The 16,309-nt window shown below is 71.7% G+C and carries 14 protein-coding genes; 9 read left to right on the forward strand and 5 right to left on the reverse strand.

Annotated elements, in window-relative coordinates; translation table 11 throughout:
* The first annotated feature begins 87 nt into the window (after window positions 1–87).
* Both ACZ4V1_RS09100 and ACZ4V1_RS09105 read left to right on the forward strand, forming a co-directional pair.
* Window positions 88–2,601 (forward strand): DEAD/DEAH box helicase, encoded by a 2,514-nt coding sequence (locus ACZ4V1_RS09100; protein ID WP_468331702.1) that lies wholly within the window; start codon window positions 88–90, stop codon window positions 2,599–2,601.
* 19 nt (window positions 2,602–2,620) lie between these two features.
* Window positions 2,621–3,487 (forward strand): acyl-CoA thioesterase, encoded by an 867-nt coding sequence (locus ACZ4V1_RS09105; RefSeq protein ID WP_468331705.1) that lies wholly within the window; start codon window positions 2,621–2,623, stop codon window positions 3,485–3,487.
* A gap of 1 nt (window position 3,488) precedes the next feature.
* On the opposite strand, the gene ACZ4V1_RS09110 is transcribed toward ACZ4V1_RS09105, so the two are convergent.
* Together ACZ4V1_RS09110 and ACZ4V1_RS09115 are read right to left on the reverse strand one after the other, a co-directional pair.
* Window positions 3,489–4,424, reverse strand: a complete 936-nt coding sequence (locus ACZ4V1_RS09110; RefSeq protein WP_468331708.1) for a DUF6397 family protein — start codon at window positions 4,422–4,424, stop codon at window positions 3,489–3,491.
* Between the two features lie 138 nt (window positions 4,425–4,562).
* Complete coding sequence (locus ACZ4V1_RS09115) at window positions 4,563–4,976, reverse strand: roadblock/LC7 domain-containing protein (RefSeq protein ID WP_468331711.1); 414 nt, start codon at window positions 4,974–4,976, stop codon at window positions 4,563–4,565.
* A 106-nt stretch (window positions 4,977–5,082) separates the two neighbouring features.
* Here ACZ4V1_RS09115 and ACZ4V1_RS09120 point away from each other — a divergent pair, with 106 nt between their 5' ends.
* Window positions 5,083–5,511 (forward strand): PPOX class F420-dependent oxidoreductase, encoded by a 429-nt coding sequence (locus ACZ4V1_RS09120; RefSeq protein WP_468331714.1) that lies wholly within the window; start codon window positions 5,083–5,085, stop codon window positions 5,509–5,511.
* A gap of 54 nt (window positions 5,512–5,565) precedes the next feature.
* On the opposite strand, the gene ACZ4V1_RS09125 is transcribed toward ACZ4V1_RS09120, so the two are convergent.
* Window positions 5,566–6,153, reverse strand: a complete 588-nt coding sequence (locus tag ACZ4V1_RS09125; RefSeq protein WP_468331717.1) for a GTP-binding protein — start codon at window positions 6,151–6,153, stop codon at window positions 5,566–5,568.
* Window positions 6,154–6,353: 200 nt separating this feature from the next.
* Here ACZ4V1_RS09125 and ACZ4V1_RS09130 point away from each other — a divergent pair, with 200 nt between their 5' ends.
* Window positions 6,354–6,965 carry a class I SAM-dependent methyltransferase gene (locus ACZ4V1_RS09130; RefSeq protein ID WP_468331720.1) on the forward strand — a complete coding sequence of 204 codons (612 nt, stop codon included), beginning with the start codon at window positions 6,354–6,356 and terminating at the stop codon, window positions 6,963–6,965.
* Between the two features lie 385 nt (window positions 6,966–7,350).
* Here ACZ4V1_RS09130 and ACZ4V1_RS09135 read toward each other — a convergent pair whose 3' ends face one another.
* Window positions 7,351–8,247, reverse strand: a complete 897-nt coding sequence (locus ACZ4V1_RS09135; protein ID WP_468331723.1) for an oxygenase MpaB family protein — start codon at window positions 8,245–8,247, stop codon at window positions 7,351–7,353.
* Window positions 8,248–8,344: 97 nt separating this feature from the next.
* On the opposite strand from ACZ4V1_RS09135, the gene ACZ4V1_RS09140 reads away from it, so the two are divergent.
* The 3 genes from ACZ4V1_RS09140 (at window position 8,345) to ACZ4V1_RS09150 (ending at window position 11,397) form a co-directional block, all read left to right on the forward strand.
* A complete protein-coding gene (locus tag ACZ4V1_RS09140) occupies window positions 8,345–8,641 on the forward strand; it encodes a hypothetical protein (RefSeq protein ID WP_468331726.1) in 297 nt (98 codons plus the stop codon).
* Between the two features lie 138 nt (window positions 8,642–8,779).
* Window positions 8,780–9,745, forward strand: coding sequence for a hypothetical protein (locus ACZ4V1_RS09145; protein ID WP_468331729.1), 966 nt, complete (start codon window positions 8,780–8,782; stop codon window positions 9,743–9,745).
* A 176-nt stretch (window positions 9,746–9,921) separates the two neighbouring features.
* Window positions 9,922–11,397: a tannase/feruloyl esterase family alpha/beta hydrolase gene (locus ACZ4V1_RS09150; RefSeq protein ID WP_468331732.1), complete on the forward strand. Its 1,476-nt coding sequence runs from the start codon at window positions 9,922–9,924 to the stop codon at window positions 11,395–11,397.
* Here ACZ4V1_RS09150 and ACZ4V1_RS09155 read toward each other — a convergent pair.
* Window positions 11,333–11,515, reverse strand: coding sequence for a hypothetical protein (locus ACZ4V1_RS09155; protein ID WP_468331735.1), 183 nt, complete (start codon window positions 11,513–11,515; stop codon window positions 11,333–11,335). The two genes, ACZ4V1_RS09150 and ACZ4V1_RS09155, sit on opposite strands and share 65 nt — an antisense overlap.
* Window positions 11,516–11,726: 211 nt before the next feature.
* On the opposite strand from ACZ4V1_RS09155, the gene ACZ4V1_RS09160 reads away from it, so the two are divergent.
* Window positions 11,727–14,645, forward strand: coding sequence for a DEAD/DEAH box helicase (locus tag ACZ4V1_RS09160; RefSeq protein WP_468331738.1), 2,919 nt, complete (start codon window positions 11,727–11,729; stop codon window positions 14,643–14,645).
* Window positions 14,642–15,910 carry an SWF or SNF family helicase gene (locus ACZ4V1_RS09165; protein ID WP_468331740.1) on the forward strand — a complete coding sequence of 423 codons (1,269 nt, stop codon included), beginning with the start codon at window positions 14,642–14,644 and terminating at the stop codon, window positions 15,908–15,910. Before ACZ4V1_RS09160 ends, ACZ4V1_RS09165 begins: the two co-directional genes overlap by 4 nt.
* Window positions 15,911–16,309: the final 399 nt, after the last annotated feature.

Genomic DNA, 16,309 nt, shown 5'->3' on the forward strand with positions numbered 1-16,309 from the left:
TCCCGCCGGCGACCCAGCGTAGCGTTCGTGATCTTCATACGGACAGCCGATTCCCTCATCACGGCCGAGGCCAGGCAAGATGGGTGCGTGACCCTCATCGATCAGCTGCCGCGGACCGCCGACCCCGATGCCCTGTACGAAGCCTTCGAGGCGTGGGCCCAGGAACGCGGTCTCACGCTCTACCCCCATCAGGAGGAGGCGCTGATCGAGGTGGTCTCCGGCGCGAACGTGATCGTGTCGACGCCCACGGGCTCCGGCAAGAGCATGATCGCGGCGGGCGCCCACTTCGCCGCCCTGGCCCGGGACGAGGTCACCTTCTACACGGCCCCGATCAAGGCGCTGGTGTCGGAGAAGTTCTTCGAGCTGTGCAAGATCTTCGGCACCGAGAACGTCGGCATGCTGACCGGCGACGCCTCCGTCAACGCGGACGCCCCCGTCATCTGCTGCACCGCCGAGGTCCTGGCGTCCATCGCGCTGCGTGACGGCAAGCACGCGGACATCGGCCAGGTCGTCATGGACGAGTTCCACTTCTACGCGGAACCGGACCGCGGCTGGGCCTGGCAGATTCCCCTGCTGGAACTGCCGCAGGCCCAGTTCGTCCTGATGTCGGCCACACTCGGTGACGTCTCCTTCTTCGAGAAGGACCTCGCGCGCCGCACCGGCCGTCCCACGGCGGTGGTCCGATCGGCCACCCGGCCCGTGCCGCTGTCCTACGAGTACCGCTACACGCCGCTCACCGAGACGCTCACCGATCTGCTGGCGGCCCGGCAGGCTCCCGTCTACATCGTGCACTTCACCCAGGCGCAGGCCGTGGAGCGGGCGCAGGCTCTGATGAGCATCAACATGTGCACGCGGGAGGAGAAGGAGCGGATCGCCGAACTGATCGGCAACTTCCGCTTCACCACGAAGTTCGGCCGCAATCTCTCCCGTTACGTCCGGCACGGCATCGGTGTCCATCACGCCGGCATGCTGCCCAAGTACCGGCGGCTGGTGGAAAAGCTCGCGCAGGCCGGCCTGCTGAAGGTGATCTGCGGAACGGACACGCTCGGCGTGGGTGTCAACGTCCCCATCCGCACCGTGCTGTTCACGGCGCTGAGCAAGTACGACGGCACCCGGGTGCGCACGCTGCGGGCCCGGGAGTTCCACCAGATCGCCGGCCGGGCCGGGCGCGCGGGATTCGACACGGAGGGCTTCGTCGTCGCCCAGGCACCCGAGCACGTCGTCGAGAACGAGAAGGCTCTCGCCAAGGCCGGTGACGATCCGAAGAAGCGTCGGAAGGTCGTCCGCAAGAAGGCCCCCGAGGGCTTCGTGGCCTGGTCGGAAAGCTCGTTCGAGAAGCTCATCACCTCCGAGCCGGAGCCGCTGACGTCCCGTTTCCGGGTCACGCACACCATGCTGCTGTCGGTGATCGCCCGGCCCGGTGACGCCTTCGCGGCGATGCGGCACCTGCTGGAGGACAACCACGAGCCGCGCAAGCAGCAGCTCAGGCACATTCGTCGGGCGATCGCCATCTACCGCTCGCTGCTGGACGGCGGCATCGTCGAGAAGCTCGACCAGCCGGACGCCGAGGGGCGCGTCGTCCGGCTCACGGTGGACCTGCAGCACGACTTCGCGCTGAACCAGCCGCTCTCCACGTTCGCCCTGGCCGCCTTCGAGCTGCTGGATCCCGAGTCGCCGTCGTACGCGCTGGACATGGTTTCCGTCGTGGAGTCCACGCTGGACGACCCGCGGCAGATCCTCGCCGCCCAGCAGAACAAGGCACGTGGTGAGGCCGTGGCCGCGATGAAGGCGGACGGCGTCGAGTACGAGGAGCGCATGGAGCGCCTCCAGGACGTCACGTACCCGAAGCCCCTGGAGGAGCTGCTCTTCCACGCCTACGACACCTACCGCAGGAGCCACCCCTGGGTCGGTGACCACCCGCTGTCGCCGAAGTCCGTCATCCGGGACATGTACGAGCGGGCGCTGACCTTCACGGAGCTGGTCTCCCACTACGAGCTGGCCCGCACCGAGGGCATCGTGCTGCGCTACCTGGCGAGCGCCTACAAGGCCCTCGACCACACCGTCCCGGACGACCTGAAGTCCGACGACCTGCAGGATCTGATCGAGTGGCTCGGTGAGATGGTGCGCCAGGTCGACTCCAGCCTGCTGGACGAGTGGGAGCAGCTCGCCAATCCGGAGGAGATGACCGCCGAGGAGGCGCAGGAGAAGGCCGACCAGGTGCGGCCGGTCACCGCCAACGCGCGCGCCTTCCGTGTCCTGGTCCGCAACGCCATGTTCCGCCGCGTCGAGTTGGCCGCCCTCGACCAGGTCGAGGCACTGGGCGAGATGGACTCCGACGCCGGCTGGGACGCCGACGCGTGGGGCGAGGCCATGGACAAGTACTGGGACGAGTACGACGACCTCGGCACCGGTCCCGACGCCCGGGGTCCCAAGCTGCTGGTGATCGAGGAGGAGCCGCAGAACGGCCTGTGGCGCGTACGCCAGATCTTCGACGACCCGAACGACGACCACGACTGGGGCATCAGCGCGGAGGTCGACCTCACGGCCTCCGACGCGGAGGGCCGGGCGGTCGTCCGCGTCACCGATGTCGGCCAGCTTTGAGCACAGGAGAATCCCACCGATGACGAATCCGGCCGAGAGCCTCGTCGCCCTGCTCGACCTGGAGCAGATCGAGGTCAACATCTTCCGTGGCCGCAGCCCCGAGGAGTCGCTGCAGCGGGTCTTCGGCGGCCAGGTGGCCGGCCAGGCGCTGGTCGCCGCGGGCCGAACGACCGAGGGCGACCGCCCGGTGCACTCGCTGCACGCGTACTTCCTGCGCCCGGGACGCCCGGGCGTGCCGATCGTGTACCAGGTGGAACGGGATCGGGACGGGCGGTCGTTCACGACCCGCCGGGTCACCGCCGTGCAGCAGGGCCGCACGATCTTCACGCTCACCGCCTCCTTTCACAGACCTGAGCAGGGAAGTTTCGAGCACCAGTTGCCTCCGGCCCGCAAGGTCCCGGACCCCGAGTCCCTGCCGACGGTCGCCGACGAGGTGCGGGAGCACCTGGGCGCACTGCCGGAGCAGTTCGAGCGGATGGCCCGCCGCCAGCCCTTCGACATCCGCTATGTGGACCGGCTGCGCTGGAGTGCCGAGGAGGTCGAGGACGCCGAGCCCCGCAGCGCGGTGTGGATGCGCGCGGTCGGGCCGCTCGGCGACGACCCGCTCGTGCACACCTGCGCCCTGACCTACGCCAGCGACATGACCCTCCTGGACGCCGTACGCATCCCGGTGGAACCTCTGTGGGGTCCGCGTGGATTCGACATGGCGTCGCTGGACCACGCCATGTGGTTCCACCGGCCGTTCCGCGCGGACGAGTGGTTCCTGTACGACCAGGAGTCGCCGATCGCGACCGGCGGGCGGGGTCTGGCGCGGGGACGGATCTATGACGCGGAGGGACGCATGCTGGTGTCCGTCGTCCAGGAAGGGCTGTTCCGAGCCCTGTAGGTCAGGATTCTCTGCCCAACAGCCGGCCGAGCAGGCCGCGGAACCGTCCGGATTCCTCCGCCTCGTGCGGCGTGGGTTTCGGGGCGGGAGGGGCCGGCACGGGGCGAAGGACCGGGCGTGCTGCCGGGCGTGGTGCCGGACGCTGTCCACGAGCGGCTTCCACCGCGTCCGCCAGGTCCGCGCGGAGCCAGTCGATCTCGTCCGGGTCTGCCGCGGTCATGATCTCCTCGGCGAGCTGCGCGGCCGGGGAGCCGGGTGAACCGTGGGCAGGCGGTGCCGGGCGGAACCGAAGCAGGTGCGAGCGCTCGTACGGGTCCTTGACGACGCCGGAGACCTCGACCGGGTCGAGCAGTGACGCTACGGCCGCGGCCCGGGCCCACGGGTCCTTGGCCTGGCGGAGCAGGAACCCCAGGTGCCGCCCCCGCCAGTTGCGGGGGCGCAGGTCCAGTCCTCCCGTCAACTGGTCCCGCAGGCCCTCGGGCGTACGGCCCTTCAGCAGTGCGGCGTTCCTCTCGTCGGCCGCGAACTGTCGTAGCTCGTCGGCCGGATACAGCCAGACGACGGCGCGGTAGCGATTCACGTAGAAGCGCACGGGCACCAGCAGTCCCAGTCGTGCGAGGCGGGTGTACCGGGCCCTGGTCACTTCCATGAGGGCCGCGCCCTCCGTGGTCCCGACGGCCCGCACGCTGTCCCTCAGCGCCTGGGGGAAGCCTTCAGCCGCCCGGATCCTTTCGATCTCGTCCCGTGCGACGCGCCTGCCGCCTCCTCCCTCGTCGGGTACGGTGCGGATGCGGCCGAGGTGGACGGCGAGGTCGAACTCACTGCGCCTGAGGCCCAGCTCTCGTGCGGCGCGGTTCAGTGCGAGCGAGGTGCCGCGAGCGGTGCCGATCTGCTCGGCGGCGGGCCTGGTCTCGTACGTGGTGGTGTTCTGGGACATGGTCGTCTCCCCCGTGGAGTGTGTGGCCGAGCGGCGTACGCGCCCGACTGACACAAGACCGTAGCCGCTGCCGCGTCCTCCGTGGCGAGCCTGTGGAAAACTCTGACGCCACCTCCTCCGAAGCAGGAAAAGCGCAGCTCAGAGATCTGTTGGCGATATCCGCCCCGGCTGTCGCGCGTCGACGTCGAGGTGTTCACCGACCCGGTTCACGAGGAGGGTCATCTCGTAGGCGATCTGGCCGATGTCGGCTTCCGCGCCGCTGAGCACGCACAGGCAACTGCCCGAGCCCGCAGCCGTGACGAAGAGCACGGCGTCGTCGAACTCGACCATCGTCTGCCGTACCTGTCCCGCGCCGAAGTGGCGACCCGAGCCCTTGGCCAGGCTGTGCAGGCCGGACGAGACGGCGGCGAGATGTTCGGCGTCCTCGCGTCGCAGGCCCGTACTCGCGCCGGTCACCAGCCCGTCGTTGGACAACACCAGCGCATGCCGGACGTGTTCGACGCGTTCGGTCAGGTCGTCCAGCAGCCAGCCGAGTCCCTGGTTCTGCACCATGGTCCGATCTCCCCGTGTTGTCCCCGTGTGCGTACTCTCCTCCTGGCCGGAGGATCTGCCCGCCAGCCTTCACCACGCTTGTGCTCCGGGCAAGGAGGATGGGGGCATGGCACAGAAGATGACCGATGAGGAATGGCGGGCGTTCGTCTCGGACGGCACCCGCACCGGGAAGCTCTCCACCGTTCGTGCGGACGGCAGCCCGCACGTGGCTCCGATCTGGTTCCTGCTGGACGGGGACGACGTGGTGTTCAACACCGGCAAGGACACCGTCAAGGGACGCAATCTGGTCCGTGACGGCCGGGTCGCCCTATGTGTGGACGACGACCGGCCGCCCTTCGGCTTCGTCGTGCTGCAGGGGCGCGCACGGATCTCGGAGGAGCTCGGCGAACTCCGGCACTGGGCCGCCAGGATCGGGGCTCGGTACATGGGCGAGGAGCGCGCCGAGGAGTTCGGGGCCCGCAACGGCGTGCCGGGCGAGCTCCTGGTCCGCGTCACCGTGGACAAGGTCCTGGCTCAGAAGGCCGTGGCGGACTGAGCCCCTCCGGTGGGAGGGGCCTGCGGCCGGGCCGGCCGGAGGAGGCCGGCCCGGTCAGCGCACGGAGTCGAGCAGCCGGGCGGCGTGCATCCGTCCGGCGTACTCGACGAGCCGGATCAGCACCTCCTTCCCCGAGTCGGGGTCCCGGGCGTCGCACAGCACCACGGGCGTTCCGCCGTCGAGGTCGAGGGCGCGCAGGACGTCCTCGGCGTGGTAGCGGCGCGCTCCCGTGAAGCGGTTGACGGCCACCACGAACGGAATGCGCCGGTGCTCGAAGTAGTCCACCGCCGGGAAGCAGTCCGCCAGGCGCCGGGTGTCCGCGAGGACGACGGCGCCGAGCGCGCCCTGTGACAGTTGGTCCCACAGGAACCAGAAGCGGTCCCGGCCCGGTGTGCCGACCGCGAAGACGCCGGCACAGACGACGGCGATGGCGACGAGCAGGCTCGTGAGGGTCAGCGGCACGTCGTAGCGGATGTCCGTGCCGCTGACCCGGAAGCCGAGCATGGCGACGAAGTGCATCGTCCAGATGCCCGTGCCGATCGCCGAGGCCGCGGTGAGGAGCCAGTTGCGGCGCGCGCGCCCGGTGGCGGCGAGGGCGCGCACGGTGCAGCGCAACCCGAGGGCCGCGCCGGTACAGGCCATCGCGTACGAAAGCGCGGGAGTCAGCCGGCCCAGGGCGGCGTGGTCCAGGTGTCCCTTGGCCCCGGGACGCTGGTCCCGGCAAGGGCGCACAACGAGGGCGCATTTCGAAAGCTGTTGCTATCTGACACAGGAAGGCGCTGGAACGATCGCGTCACGTTCGAACTTGTGCGCTGCGGCATCCTCTGCGCCCTTGAGGGATCATGCGGAGTATGAGTGACGACGACCACACGCGTGTCCAGGAGTTCTTCGGCGCTCGCGCCGCCGACTGGGACAGCCGGTTCCCCGACGACGGCCCCGCATACGCGGCCGCGGTCGCCGAGATGGGCCTGCGGGAGGGCCAACGCGTGCTTGACGCGGGCTGCGGCACGGGCCGGGCGCTGCCTCCCTTGCGTGCGGCCGTGGGGCCGGCGGGCCTGGTTGTCGGGGCCGATCTGACGCCCGCCATGCTCCAGGCCGCCGTACGTGCCGGGAGGGGCCGCGACGGACGGCTGCTGCTGACCGATGTCACGGCGCTGCCACTGCGGTCGCGGACGCTCGACGCCGTTTTCGCGGCGGGACTCGTGGCGCACCTGCCCGATCCGGCCGGAAATCTGCGGGAGCTGGCGCGCGTCGTGCGTCCCGGCGGCGTTCTGGCGCTGTTCCATCCGATCGGAAGAGCTGCGCTGGCCGCCCGGCAGGGGCGGCGGATCACGCCGGACGACCTGCGTGCCGAACCCACTCTCCGGCCGTTGCTCGCCGGTTCCGGGTGGCGCATGACGTCGTACGTCGACGAGGATGCCCGCTTCCTGGCACTGGCGGTGCGCGAGGGCTGACCGCTCTGGCGAGGGCCGACCGCTCGCGCGAGTGCGGGCCGTCGGCACGACGATCGCCGACGGCTCGGCCCCGTCCCGCCACCGCCACCGCCACCGCGAACGCGGCGGGCCGGTCGAAGATGACGTCATGTCCGGCCCCCCGGCACGCACGCCACGCGCACGCTCGCGGCCTCCCGGGTCTACCGGCCCTCCACTGCCTCGTGGGTCGGCCGGTCCGCCGCACCAGCGCCGCCCGCAGAGGGCCGACGTCTCCAGCGCGCGTGGCCGCCCCGGACGTGATCGTCCTCGTCATGGGAAACGATGCCGTTGCGTCATGGGAAGCGATGCCGTTGCGGCCCTCGGCCGGTTCCGGGCCCGACTCAACCGGCCGCGCGAGACGGTCCGTTCACTCGACGGCCGACGTGTCGATGTGGCGGACCGGACAGCCCCGTACGCCGGGAACCGGGCGGGTGCCCAGTTCGGCCAGCCGGTAGCCGTTCGGATAGCCCTTGATCTCCCAGTTCTGCCGGGCGTGGTGCGGAGCGCGCCGCGGCGGCATCAGGCGGACCGCACGCCCGCGCAGCCGAACAGCGCGGCGTACGAGCGCGCGGGTGGCGGGGCTCGGCGGTGTGTACCGGAAGGCCCGCAGGAGGGGCTCGTCGAGCAGGGCGAGGGTCCCGGTACGCAAAACCGGTGCGAGAGGGCTCGGGTACCAGGAAGCCATGAGGTCGAGTGTGGCGTCGGAGACCCGGCGCGCGCCTTCGTCCCAGGCGAAGTGGGAGGCCTCGTAGGCGTCGAGGCAGGCTTCGAACTCCTCGTAGGACCCGGGGATGTCCTTGATGCCCATGTGCCGCCCCAGCGTGCGGTAGTGGACGGCGGAAGCGACGGTCTCGTGACGCGACATCCTGCGCCATCCGTAGGCGTCGATCCAGCGTTTGGGGGTCACGACGAACGTGCACAGGACGTACCGCATGTCGTCGTTGGTGATGTCGTACGCGCGGTGCATCTGGTTGACGCGCCGGATGGCCGTGCGGCCCTGCTCGCTGCCGAAGCCGTGCTCGACGACGGCGTCGAGCAGCAGGGCCGTGTCGTCGTACCGCTTCTGCGCCCGGTCGGTGAACTCCGCCGTCTCGGCCAGCAGTCGGCCGATGCTCGGAACGGCGTAGGTGCGGTAGAGCGCCAGTTCGAGGGCGCGGGTGAAGTCCCACGGGAACTCGTATGCCGAGGCGAGCCGATAGATCTCCGAAGCGTCCTCGTACGGGTCCATCCGCCGGATCTCTGCCAGTCGTTCGAAACGCTTCACCGTGGCCGTCCCCTTCTGCCGTCGAAAGTTCAACTCTACGTTGAGCAACAGGAGACGCACGCTCAGCCATGGCTATCGGCAGGGAGGGGTGGTCCGCTTGTTCGGCAGGATCCACGAGGCCTGGGACAAATCTCGCGCCGCTCGGCGCACGCAGCGGCGAACGGAAGCGGGACGGCGCTCGCACAATCTGTTCGAGGCCGCCGCCGCGTACGTCTCGGCGTGCGCCGACGACGACCAGGAGCGGATCGACGAGGCGTCGAGCTGGGTGTCGCCGGAGGCCCTGTCGTTCGGGGTGAACGAGTTGGCGTGCCGGGCCGTGGTCGCGCTCGCGCGGGAGCGGGACGAGTCGCCGCAGGACGTGGCCCGTGCGCTCCTGGGGCTGCCCACGGCCTGACCCGCCCGTCCGGAACAAACGGGCGATTCACCCCGTCCAGCCGGAAACCCGCAGCTCGGGTGCGTCTGGGAGTCGTGACAAGGACTTCCCCGGCGCACTAGGGTGCGCGCCATTGGACGAACCGATGGGGAGGCTGGGATGGCCGGGACGGACGAGGGCGCCGTCGCCGCCGAGGACGATGCGCTCTATGTGCTCACGGCGGTGCTGCTGACGCCGGCGAAGTTCCCGAGTGTGCTGGGCGACGACTACCCGGAGGCGTGCGCGGCGCTCGGTCTCCCCCCGCTGGCGGACGGCTACGGCCTGGTACTGGGTCAGGACGGTGACGGCGCCCGGTGGACAGTCGTCGTCGACGACGTCTCGCTGGTGGCGGTTGCCGTGGCCTCCTGGGACTGCGGCATGGAGTACGACCTCTCGCCGGACGGGCGTACGGTCGTCGCCGCGCTGCCCGGCTGGCCCCTCGCGGTCGCCGTGGCTGCCCCCGGCGTCCCCGCGCCGCACGACCCCGGTCCGGAGTCCGCCGACCAGCCCGCGCTGTCACCGCCGGACACCAGTGTGTGGGGGCCCGCGCAGCGGCGTCTGGGCGCCGACGAGATCGCCCTGCAATGGGCGCAGTGGCGGGAGCAGATCGACGACGCGGACTTCCCGGTGCCGGGCGGGGACGCCGGTTCCGTGGATGACGCGCCGGACGACGCCCGGGACGACGGCGCCGTAGGCGACGCGGGCGCCGTCGGGGGTCCCGTCGAGGGCACGGAGACCGGCGCCACGGGTGACGGTGCGACCAGGGCCACGGGCGAGGGGGCCGGTGCCGGTGTCGGTGCCGGTGCCGGGTCTTCCGGGCACGGCGGTGTCCGGCGGGTGCTCGCCGAGGCCCGCGCCTATGTCGACAAGCCCCCGCCGCTCGGCCGGGTCCGGTCCTCGTTCGCACCGGGGGACGCCCGGACGCTGCGTGCCGACGGCCCCGGCTGGTCGCTCGTCGCCAGAACCGACGACATCGCGTTCATCCTGCTCGACGAGGAACCCGGTGAGGTACTGCCGGTGGGCCGGGGGCCGTCGCTGCCCGGGCTCCTGGAGGCCCTCGACAAGATGGCCGTACGGCCGAGCTGACCCGGGCCAACCAGGCTCGTTGCCTCCGGGAAGCCGGAGCCCTCGCGTCCCCGACTGTCTTCGACCTCTATGCCCGGCCCTTTTCTCATGTGGCTCCCGCCCATGGAAGAGGACGTAGCGGGCTCGCACGATGGGGCAGCCCTCAGCTCCACTCCCCGTCGCGCCTGGAGGCCCTGATGCGTCTTCCCCGTGGTGTCCCGTTCCTCGCCGCCGTCCTGGCGGCGGTCTCGCTCATGGGGCCGCCGCCCACCTCGGCGGCAACCCGTGACGGAGACGGAGGCGGAGGCGGACACTGCGCCCGCCAGGAGCGTGTACGCGTGCCGGGCGCGGCCCTCCAGCGCGGGGCCTGCCTGGACGACCTGACCACCACCGGGCTGGCGGGGACCCCCTACACCGACCTCGCCGACCAGGCCGGGCTGACGGCCCAAGGCACCAGGACGCCGTCCGGAGTGCCCGGCATCCAGGTCGACGGATACTTCCCCGACTCCTCCCGTTTCAACGACACGCACGGATGGCGGCACGACGCGCAGTTCGTGATCCGGCTGCCGGACCACTGGAACGGCGGCCTCGTCGTCACGGGCGCTCCGGGCACCCGCAGGCAGTACGCCACGGACAGGGCGATCTCCGACCGGGCCCTCGCCCAGGGGTACGCGTACGCCGCGACCGACAAGGGCAACAGCGGAGCGGACTTCTACCGGGACGGGGTCCGGCCCGGAGACGCGGTCGCCGAGTGGAACGCACGGACCACGCAGCTCACCCGGGCCGCCCTCCGGGTGGCCGCCCAGCGCTATGGGCACGCGCCGCGTCGCACCTACATCGCCGGCATCTCCAACGGCGGCTATCTCGTCCGCTGGCAACTGGAGAACCACCCGGAGCTGTACGACGGCGGCGTGGACTGGGAGGGGGCGCTGTGGACCGCGAGCGGCCCGAGCCTCCTCACGTCCCTGCCGGTGACGGTGGCTCGGATGTTCGGCGCGGCACAGGACGAGGAACTGTACGCGGCGGGCTTCGCGCGAGGCTCCGAATTCCTCTGGCAGTACCACGAGAAGGCCTACTGGGGCCTGACGCAGAAGATCTACCGGGCCGAGTTCGACCCGTCCCGCGATCCCCGCTGCCCGGGACCGACCGCCGGGGCGACCCTGGAGGAGATCCTGGCGCCGTGCCGGTCCGACGCGACCTACGACTACGCGGAACGCCCCGCCTCCGTTCACCGTGCGGTGGCCCGCGTCGCACTGACCGGACGCATCGGCAAGCCGCTGATCACGCTGCACGGCGATCTGGACGCGCTGCTGCCGCAGGCCGCCGACTCCGACGTGTACGCGCGCATGATCGACGCCAGGGGGCGAGGCAAGCTGCACCGCTACTACACGGTCGAGGGCGGCACGCACGTCGACGGGCTGTACGACACCTATCCCGACAGGCTGCGGCCGATCCTGCCCTGCTTCCGATCAGCCTTCGACGCACTGACCGCGTGGGTGGAGCGGGACACCCCGCCACCCGCGGACCACACGATCGGCAGGCCCGCGGACGGCGACGTGGTCGGCTCCTGCGCCCTTACGGAGGCGGCCGAAACGCGGCGTCAGCTCCTCAACGGCCGATCTCCTTGCGTGTCACTCGGCGCAGCTTGCGCCGCTGTGCCGGGTCGAGGGTGAGATACGCGGCGGCCGGGACTCCCAGAACTATCAGCAGGGCGGCCCACCAGGGCAGCCAGATCAGCAGGATGAGCCCGGCCGCCACTCCCCCCGCTGCGACTTTCGCGTTCTTCGACATGGTGTCGCCTCCTTCGCGGCCACTGCCGCTCTCTGTCCTGAAAACGGACCCGCGCTCCCGACGGTTCCGTACCGCGACCCTGAGACGTCCCTGAGGCCGGACCCTTACGCACCCCTGAGAGACCGTCGGCGCCCCCGTCCGCAGAGAGCACCTCCTCATCTGAATAGTGACCCACACCACGCCTCGGCCACACCCCGCGGCCTTGGGAATCATGTACAGTCAGCGACCGCATCCCTGGCTAGTCAAATTTGAGGAATACGTCATCGCTGCGCAGACCACCCTTCCGGCCACACCCTCCGAGATTGCCGAACTCTCCCGCTGCTGTGCCGTTTTCCTGCCCGGCGATCCCGCCCGCAGCGGCAGAGTCGCGTTCTGGCGGCCCGACGGCGAGGCTCCCGTGACCGTCTCCTCGGCGACCATGGAAAATCTGACGGTCGCGCTGCCCGACGCTGACGGCGTGCGTACGGCCGCCGTGCCCGCGGCGCTGCTGCCGGTGCGGGCGGCGCTGCCGATTCTCACGCGCGCGCGTGAGAACGCGGACGGCCACCGGGCGACCGTCTTCTGGGGCGCGGTCGCCGTGGAGGCGCTGCACCTCGTGGCCCGTGGCCTGCTGCTGCCCGGCCTGTCCGCGACCGACCACGACGCCTGGCGCGCGGGTCCGCTGGGCGCGGAGGAAACCGAACGGGTCCGTCATCTCGCCGCCGCCACGCCGCCCGAGGCGCACGCGGTCCCGTTCGACGACGCCGAACCCCTGCGGCTGCCCGACCCTGAGCGGCTGGTCCGCGCCTTCCTGGACGCGGTCGCCGACACGCTGCCCCGTTCCCCCGCCGCCGAACTCGTCACGGCCGCGCCCGCCTACGCCGCGCGGAAGCCGCAGCGGCTGCCCGAGCTGCGCGAGTGGGCGGCCGATGTCGCCGCGGGACACGACACGGGAGTACGGCTGTCGCTGCGGGTCGAGGTGCGGGGCCTGTCGGACGTGGCTTCCCAGGAGGCTCGACCCGCGTTCCGGGCCGTGCTCCAGGTGCACGATGTGCACGATCCCGCACTCGTCGCGGACGCCGCCGAGGTGTGGGCCGGGACCGTGGGAGACGCGTTCGGCACGCGCGCGCGGATGGACGCCCTGCTCGCGCTCCGCCGGGCGGCGCGGGCCTGGCCCGCGCTCACGCCGCTGCTGTCGGCCGCGGTGCCGGACGCCGTCGAGCTCGCCGACGAAGAGGTCACCGAGCTCCTCGGAGCGGGCGCCCTGGCCCTCTCCGGCGCCGGAGTCGACGTGCACTGGCCCAGGGAGCTGGCCCGTGACCTGACCTCCCGTGCGGAGGTCGGACCGCCCGACGACGAGCCGTCGCCGCGCACGGCCTCGTCGGACACCGGTCCGTCGTTCCTGTCCGCCGACGCGCTGCTCGCCTTCAACTGGTCGTTCGCCCTGGGCGAGCACCGGCTCACGCGCGAGGAGCTGGATCTGCTCGCCGAGGCCAACCGCCCCGTGGTGCGCCTGCGCGACCAGTGGGTGCTCGTCGACCCCGAGGAGGTCCACCGCGCCCGCAGCCGGCAGGACCGCAAGGTCACGCCCGTCGACGCCCTCGCCGCGGCCCTGACGGGTTCGACGGAGGTCGACGGGCGTCGTGTCGACGTGCGTCCCACGGGTTGGCTGGCGTCCCTGCGAGAACGACTCGCCGACCCCGAGGCGCAGGATGCCGTCGCGCAGCCCGCCGCCCTCGACGCCACGCTGCGCGACTACCAGCGGCGGGGACTGAGCTGGCTGGCGCGCATGACGTCGTTGGGTCTGGGCTGCTGCCTCGCCGACGACATGGGCCTGGGCAAGACCATCACGCTGATCGCCCTGCATCTGCACCGGCAGACCGACGAGTCCGCGGCCGGACCCACCCTGGTCGTCTGCCCGACCTCCCTCATGGGCAACTGGCAGCGCGAGATCGAGCGGTTCGCACCCGGCACCCCCGTACGCCGCTTCCACGGCACCCGGCGCGACCTGGAGGACCTCGCCGACGGCGAGTTCGTGCTCACCACCTACGGCACCATGCGGCTGGACACCGACCGGCTCTCCGCCGTGCCGTGGGGCATGGTCGTGGCGGACGAGGCCCAGCACGTGAAGAACCCGTACTCGGAGACCGCGCGGCAACTGCGTGCCATCGGCGCACGCGCGCGCGTGGCGCTCACCGGCACCCCGGTGGAGAACAACCTCTCGGAACTGTGGGCCATCCTCGACTGGGCCACCCCAGGGCTGCTGGGGCGGCTCGGCACCTTCCGCCGGCACTACGCAGAGGCCGTCGAGGGCGGTCAGGATCCGGCGGCAGCGGAGCGGCTGACGCGGCTGGTACGGCCGTTCCTGCTGCGACGCCGCAAGTCGGACCCCGGAATCGCGCCCGAGCTGCCGCCGAAGACCGAGACCGACCATCCGGTGTCGCTGACCGCGGAACAGACGGGGCTGTACGAGGCGGTGGTGCGCGAGGCGCTCACGGAGATCGCCGGAACCGGCAGCATGGCGCGACGCGGCATGATCGTGAAACTCCTGACGAACCTCAAGCAGATCTGCAACCACCCGTCGCAGTTCCTCAAGGAGGACCGGCCGGCCATCACCGGCCGGTCGGGGAAGCTGGAGCTGCTGGACGAGCTGCTCGACACCATCCTCGCCGAGCAGGCGAGCGTGCTGGTCTTCACGCAGTACGTGCAGATGGCACGGCTCCTGGAACAGCACCTGGCCGCCCGCGGCGTGCCCTCGCTCTTCCTGCACGGCGGCACGTCCGTCACGGCGCGGGAGTCCATGGTGCGGCGGTTCCAGGACGGTGAGGTCCCGGTCTTCCTGCTGTCGTTGAAGGCGGCGGGCACCGGACTCAACCTCACGCGCGCGGAGCACGTCGTGCACTACGACCGATGGTGGAATCCGGCCGTCGAGGCGCAGGCCACGGACCGTGCCTACCGCATCGGCCAGACCCGCCCCGTGCAGGTGCACCGGCTGATCGCCGAGGGAACCATCGAGGACCGCATCGCGGCACTGCTGAACCGCAAGCAGGACCTGGCCGACGCGGTGCTGGGAGCGGGCGAGGCGGCGCTCACGGAGCTGACGGACGAGGAACTGGCCGACCTGGTCGGGCTGCGAGGAGGTACCCGATGACCCGGTACGACGACGACACGGAGCGGACGTTCGCCGCGCTGCCGCCCGCGCACGGGCAGGGCTTCGCCCAGACCTGGTGGGGCCGGGCCTGGTTGAAGGCGCTCGAGGACGCGGCCATGGACGCGGCGCAGGTGAAGACGGGCCGTCGGCTCGCGCGCGCGGGAGCGGTCGGCGCGGTGTCCGTACGCCCGGGACGCATCACCGCGGTCGTGCACGACCGGGACCGCACGGCGCATCGGGCCGATGTCCTGCTGGAGCAGTTGTCCGACGCGCAGTGGGACCGTTTCGCCGACATGGCGATCGAGCGGTCCGGGCACGTCGCGGCGCTGCTGGACCGCGACATGCCGCCGCACCTCGTGGAGGACGCCGCGAGCGCCGGCATCGATCTGCTGCCGGGCCTCGGCGACTTGGAACCGGAGTGCGACTGCGGCGCCTGGGACCACTGCGGGCACACCGCGGCGCTCTGCTACCAGGTCGCCAGGCTGCTGGACCAGGACCCCTTCGTCCTGCTGCTGATGCGCGGACGGGCGGAGGACACCGTACTCGACGCCCTTCAGGCGCGCGGCGAGACGGCCGCAGAGGACGCCGTCTCCCGTCCGGAGGGGGTGGACGCCGCCGAGGCGTACGCGGCGGGGCACGTGCTCCCTCCGCTGCCCACCCTGCCCGGCCTCCGGGAGGGACCGGGTGCACCGCCCTCACTGGACACCGAGGGCGCACCGCCTACGGGCGTCGACCCGTCCGCTCTGGCCTTCCTCGCCTCCCGGGCCGCGGCGGAGGCGCATCGCCTGCTCGCCGAGGCCTTGCGGAGCGGACACGGCCGGCAGGCACTGTGCGTGGAACCGACCGCCTCGCAGGACGCGGTGCGCCTGGCCGCGGGCGACCCCGGAGCGGACGTGTTGCACCGCCTCGGCGACGGCTCGGGGCGCACCCGGGAGGCGCTGGCCACCGCCGTACGCGCGTGGCGGCTCGGGGGCGGAGTCGCTCTGTCGGTGCTCGAGGAGGAATGGACCGTGGAAGGCGACACGCTCGCACGCGCGCGTGCGGCACTCGAATCGGCCTGGGACGAGGACGAACGGCCGTCACTGCGCGCGCGGGCCAACCGGTGGTCCGTCGTCGGCGCGCCGCACCAGCTCCGTCTGGACCGCGACGGCCGGTGGTGGCCGTACCGCGAGGAACACGGTCGTTGGGTCCCGGCGGGCGGCGCCGCGCAGGACCCGGCGACGGCTCTGGCCACGGCGGCACTTGCGGCCGACGACGAGCCCTGACACCGTCCCGGCGCCGGCGTGACGTCGACGTGCCGTCGACGTGCCGTCGGCGGCGCGGACGCCGGGAGCCCGGCGAGGGACGACCAGCCCCCGCGGGCGCCGGTGCCGGGACTGGGCGAGGAACGGTGCCGACGGCCCGCGCGGATGCCGAGCCGTCCCGGCCTCGGGGAGATGCCTGACGGGGCGAGGCCACACGGCGAGGCCGGAGCAACGCCCCGACGGCGACAGCAACAGCAACAGCAACAAGATCACTTGCAGCACAGCAACAGCGACCGCAACCGCAACCGCAACCGCAACCGCAACCGCAACAACCGAACGCCCGGTGGTGCGGACTGTCTGGTGAAAGTCCCGCGGCCAGGACGAACGCCCACGGCCCCTCCCCGTCGGCCGCGGTGACGG

The sequence above is a fragment of the Streptomyces sp. NPDC028991 genome (genome assembly GCF_055564775.1).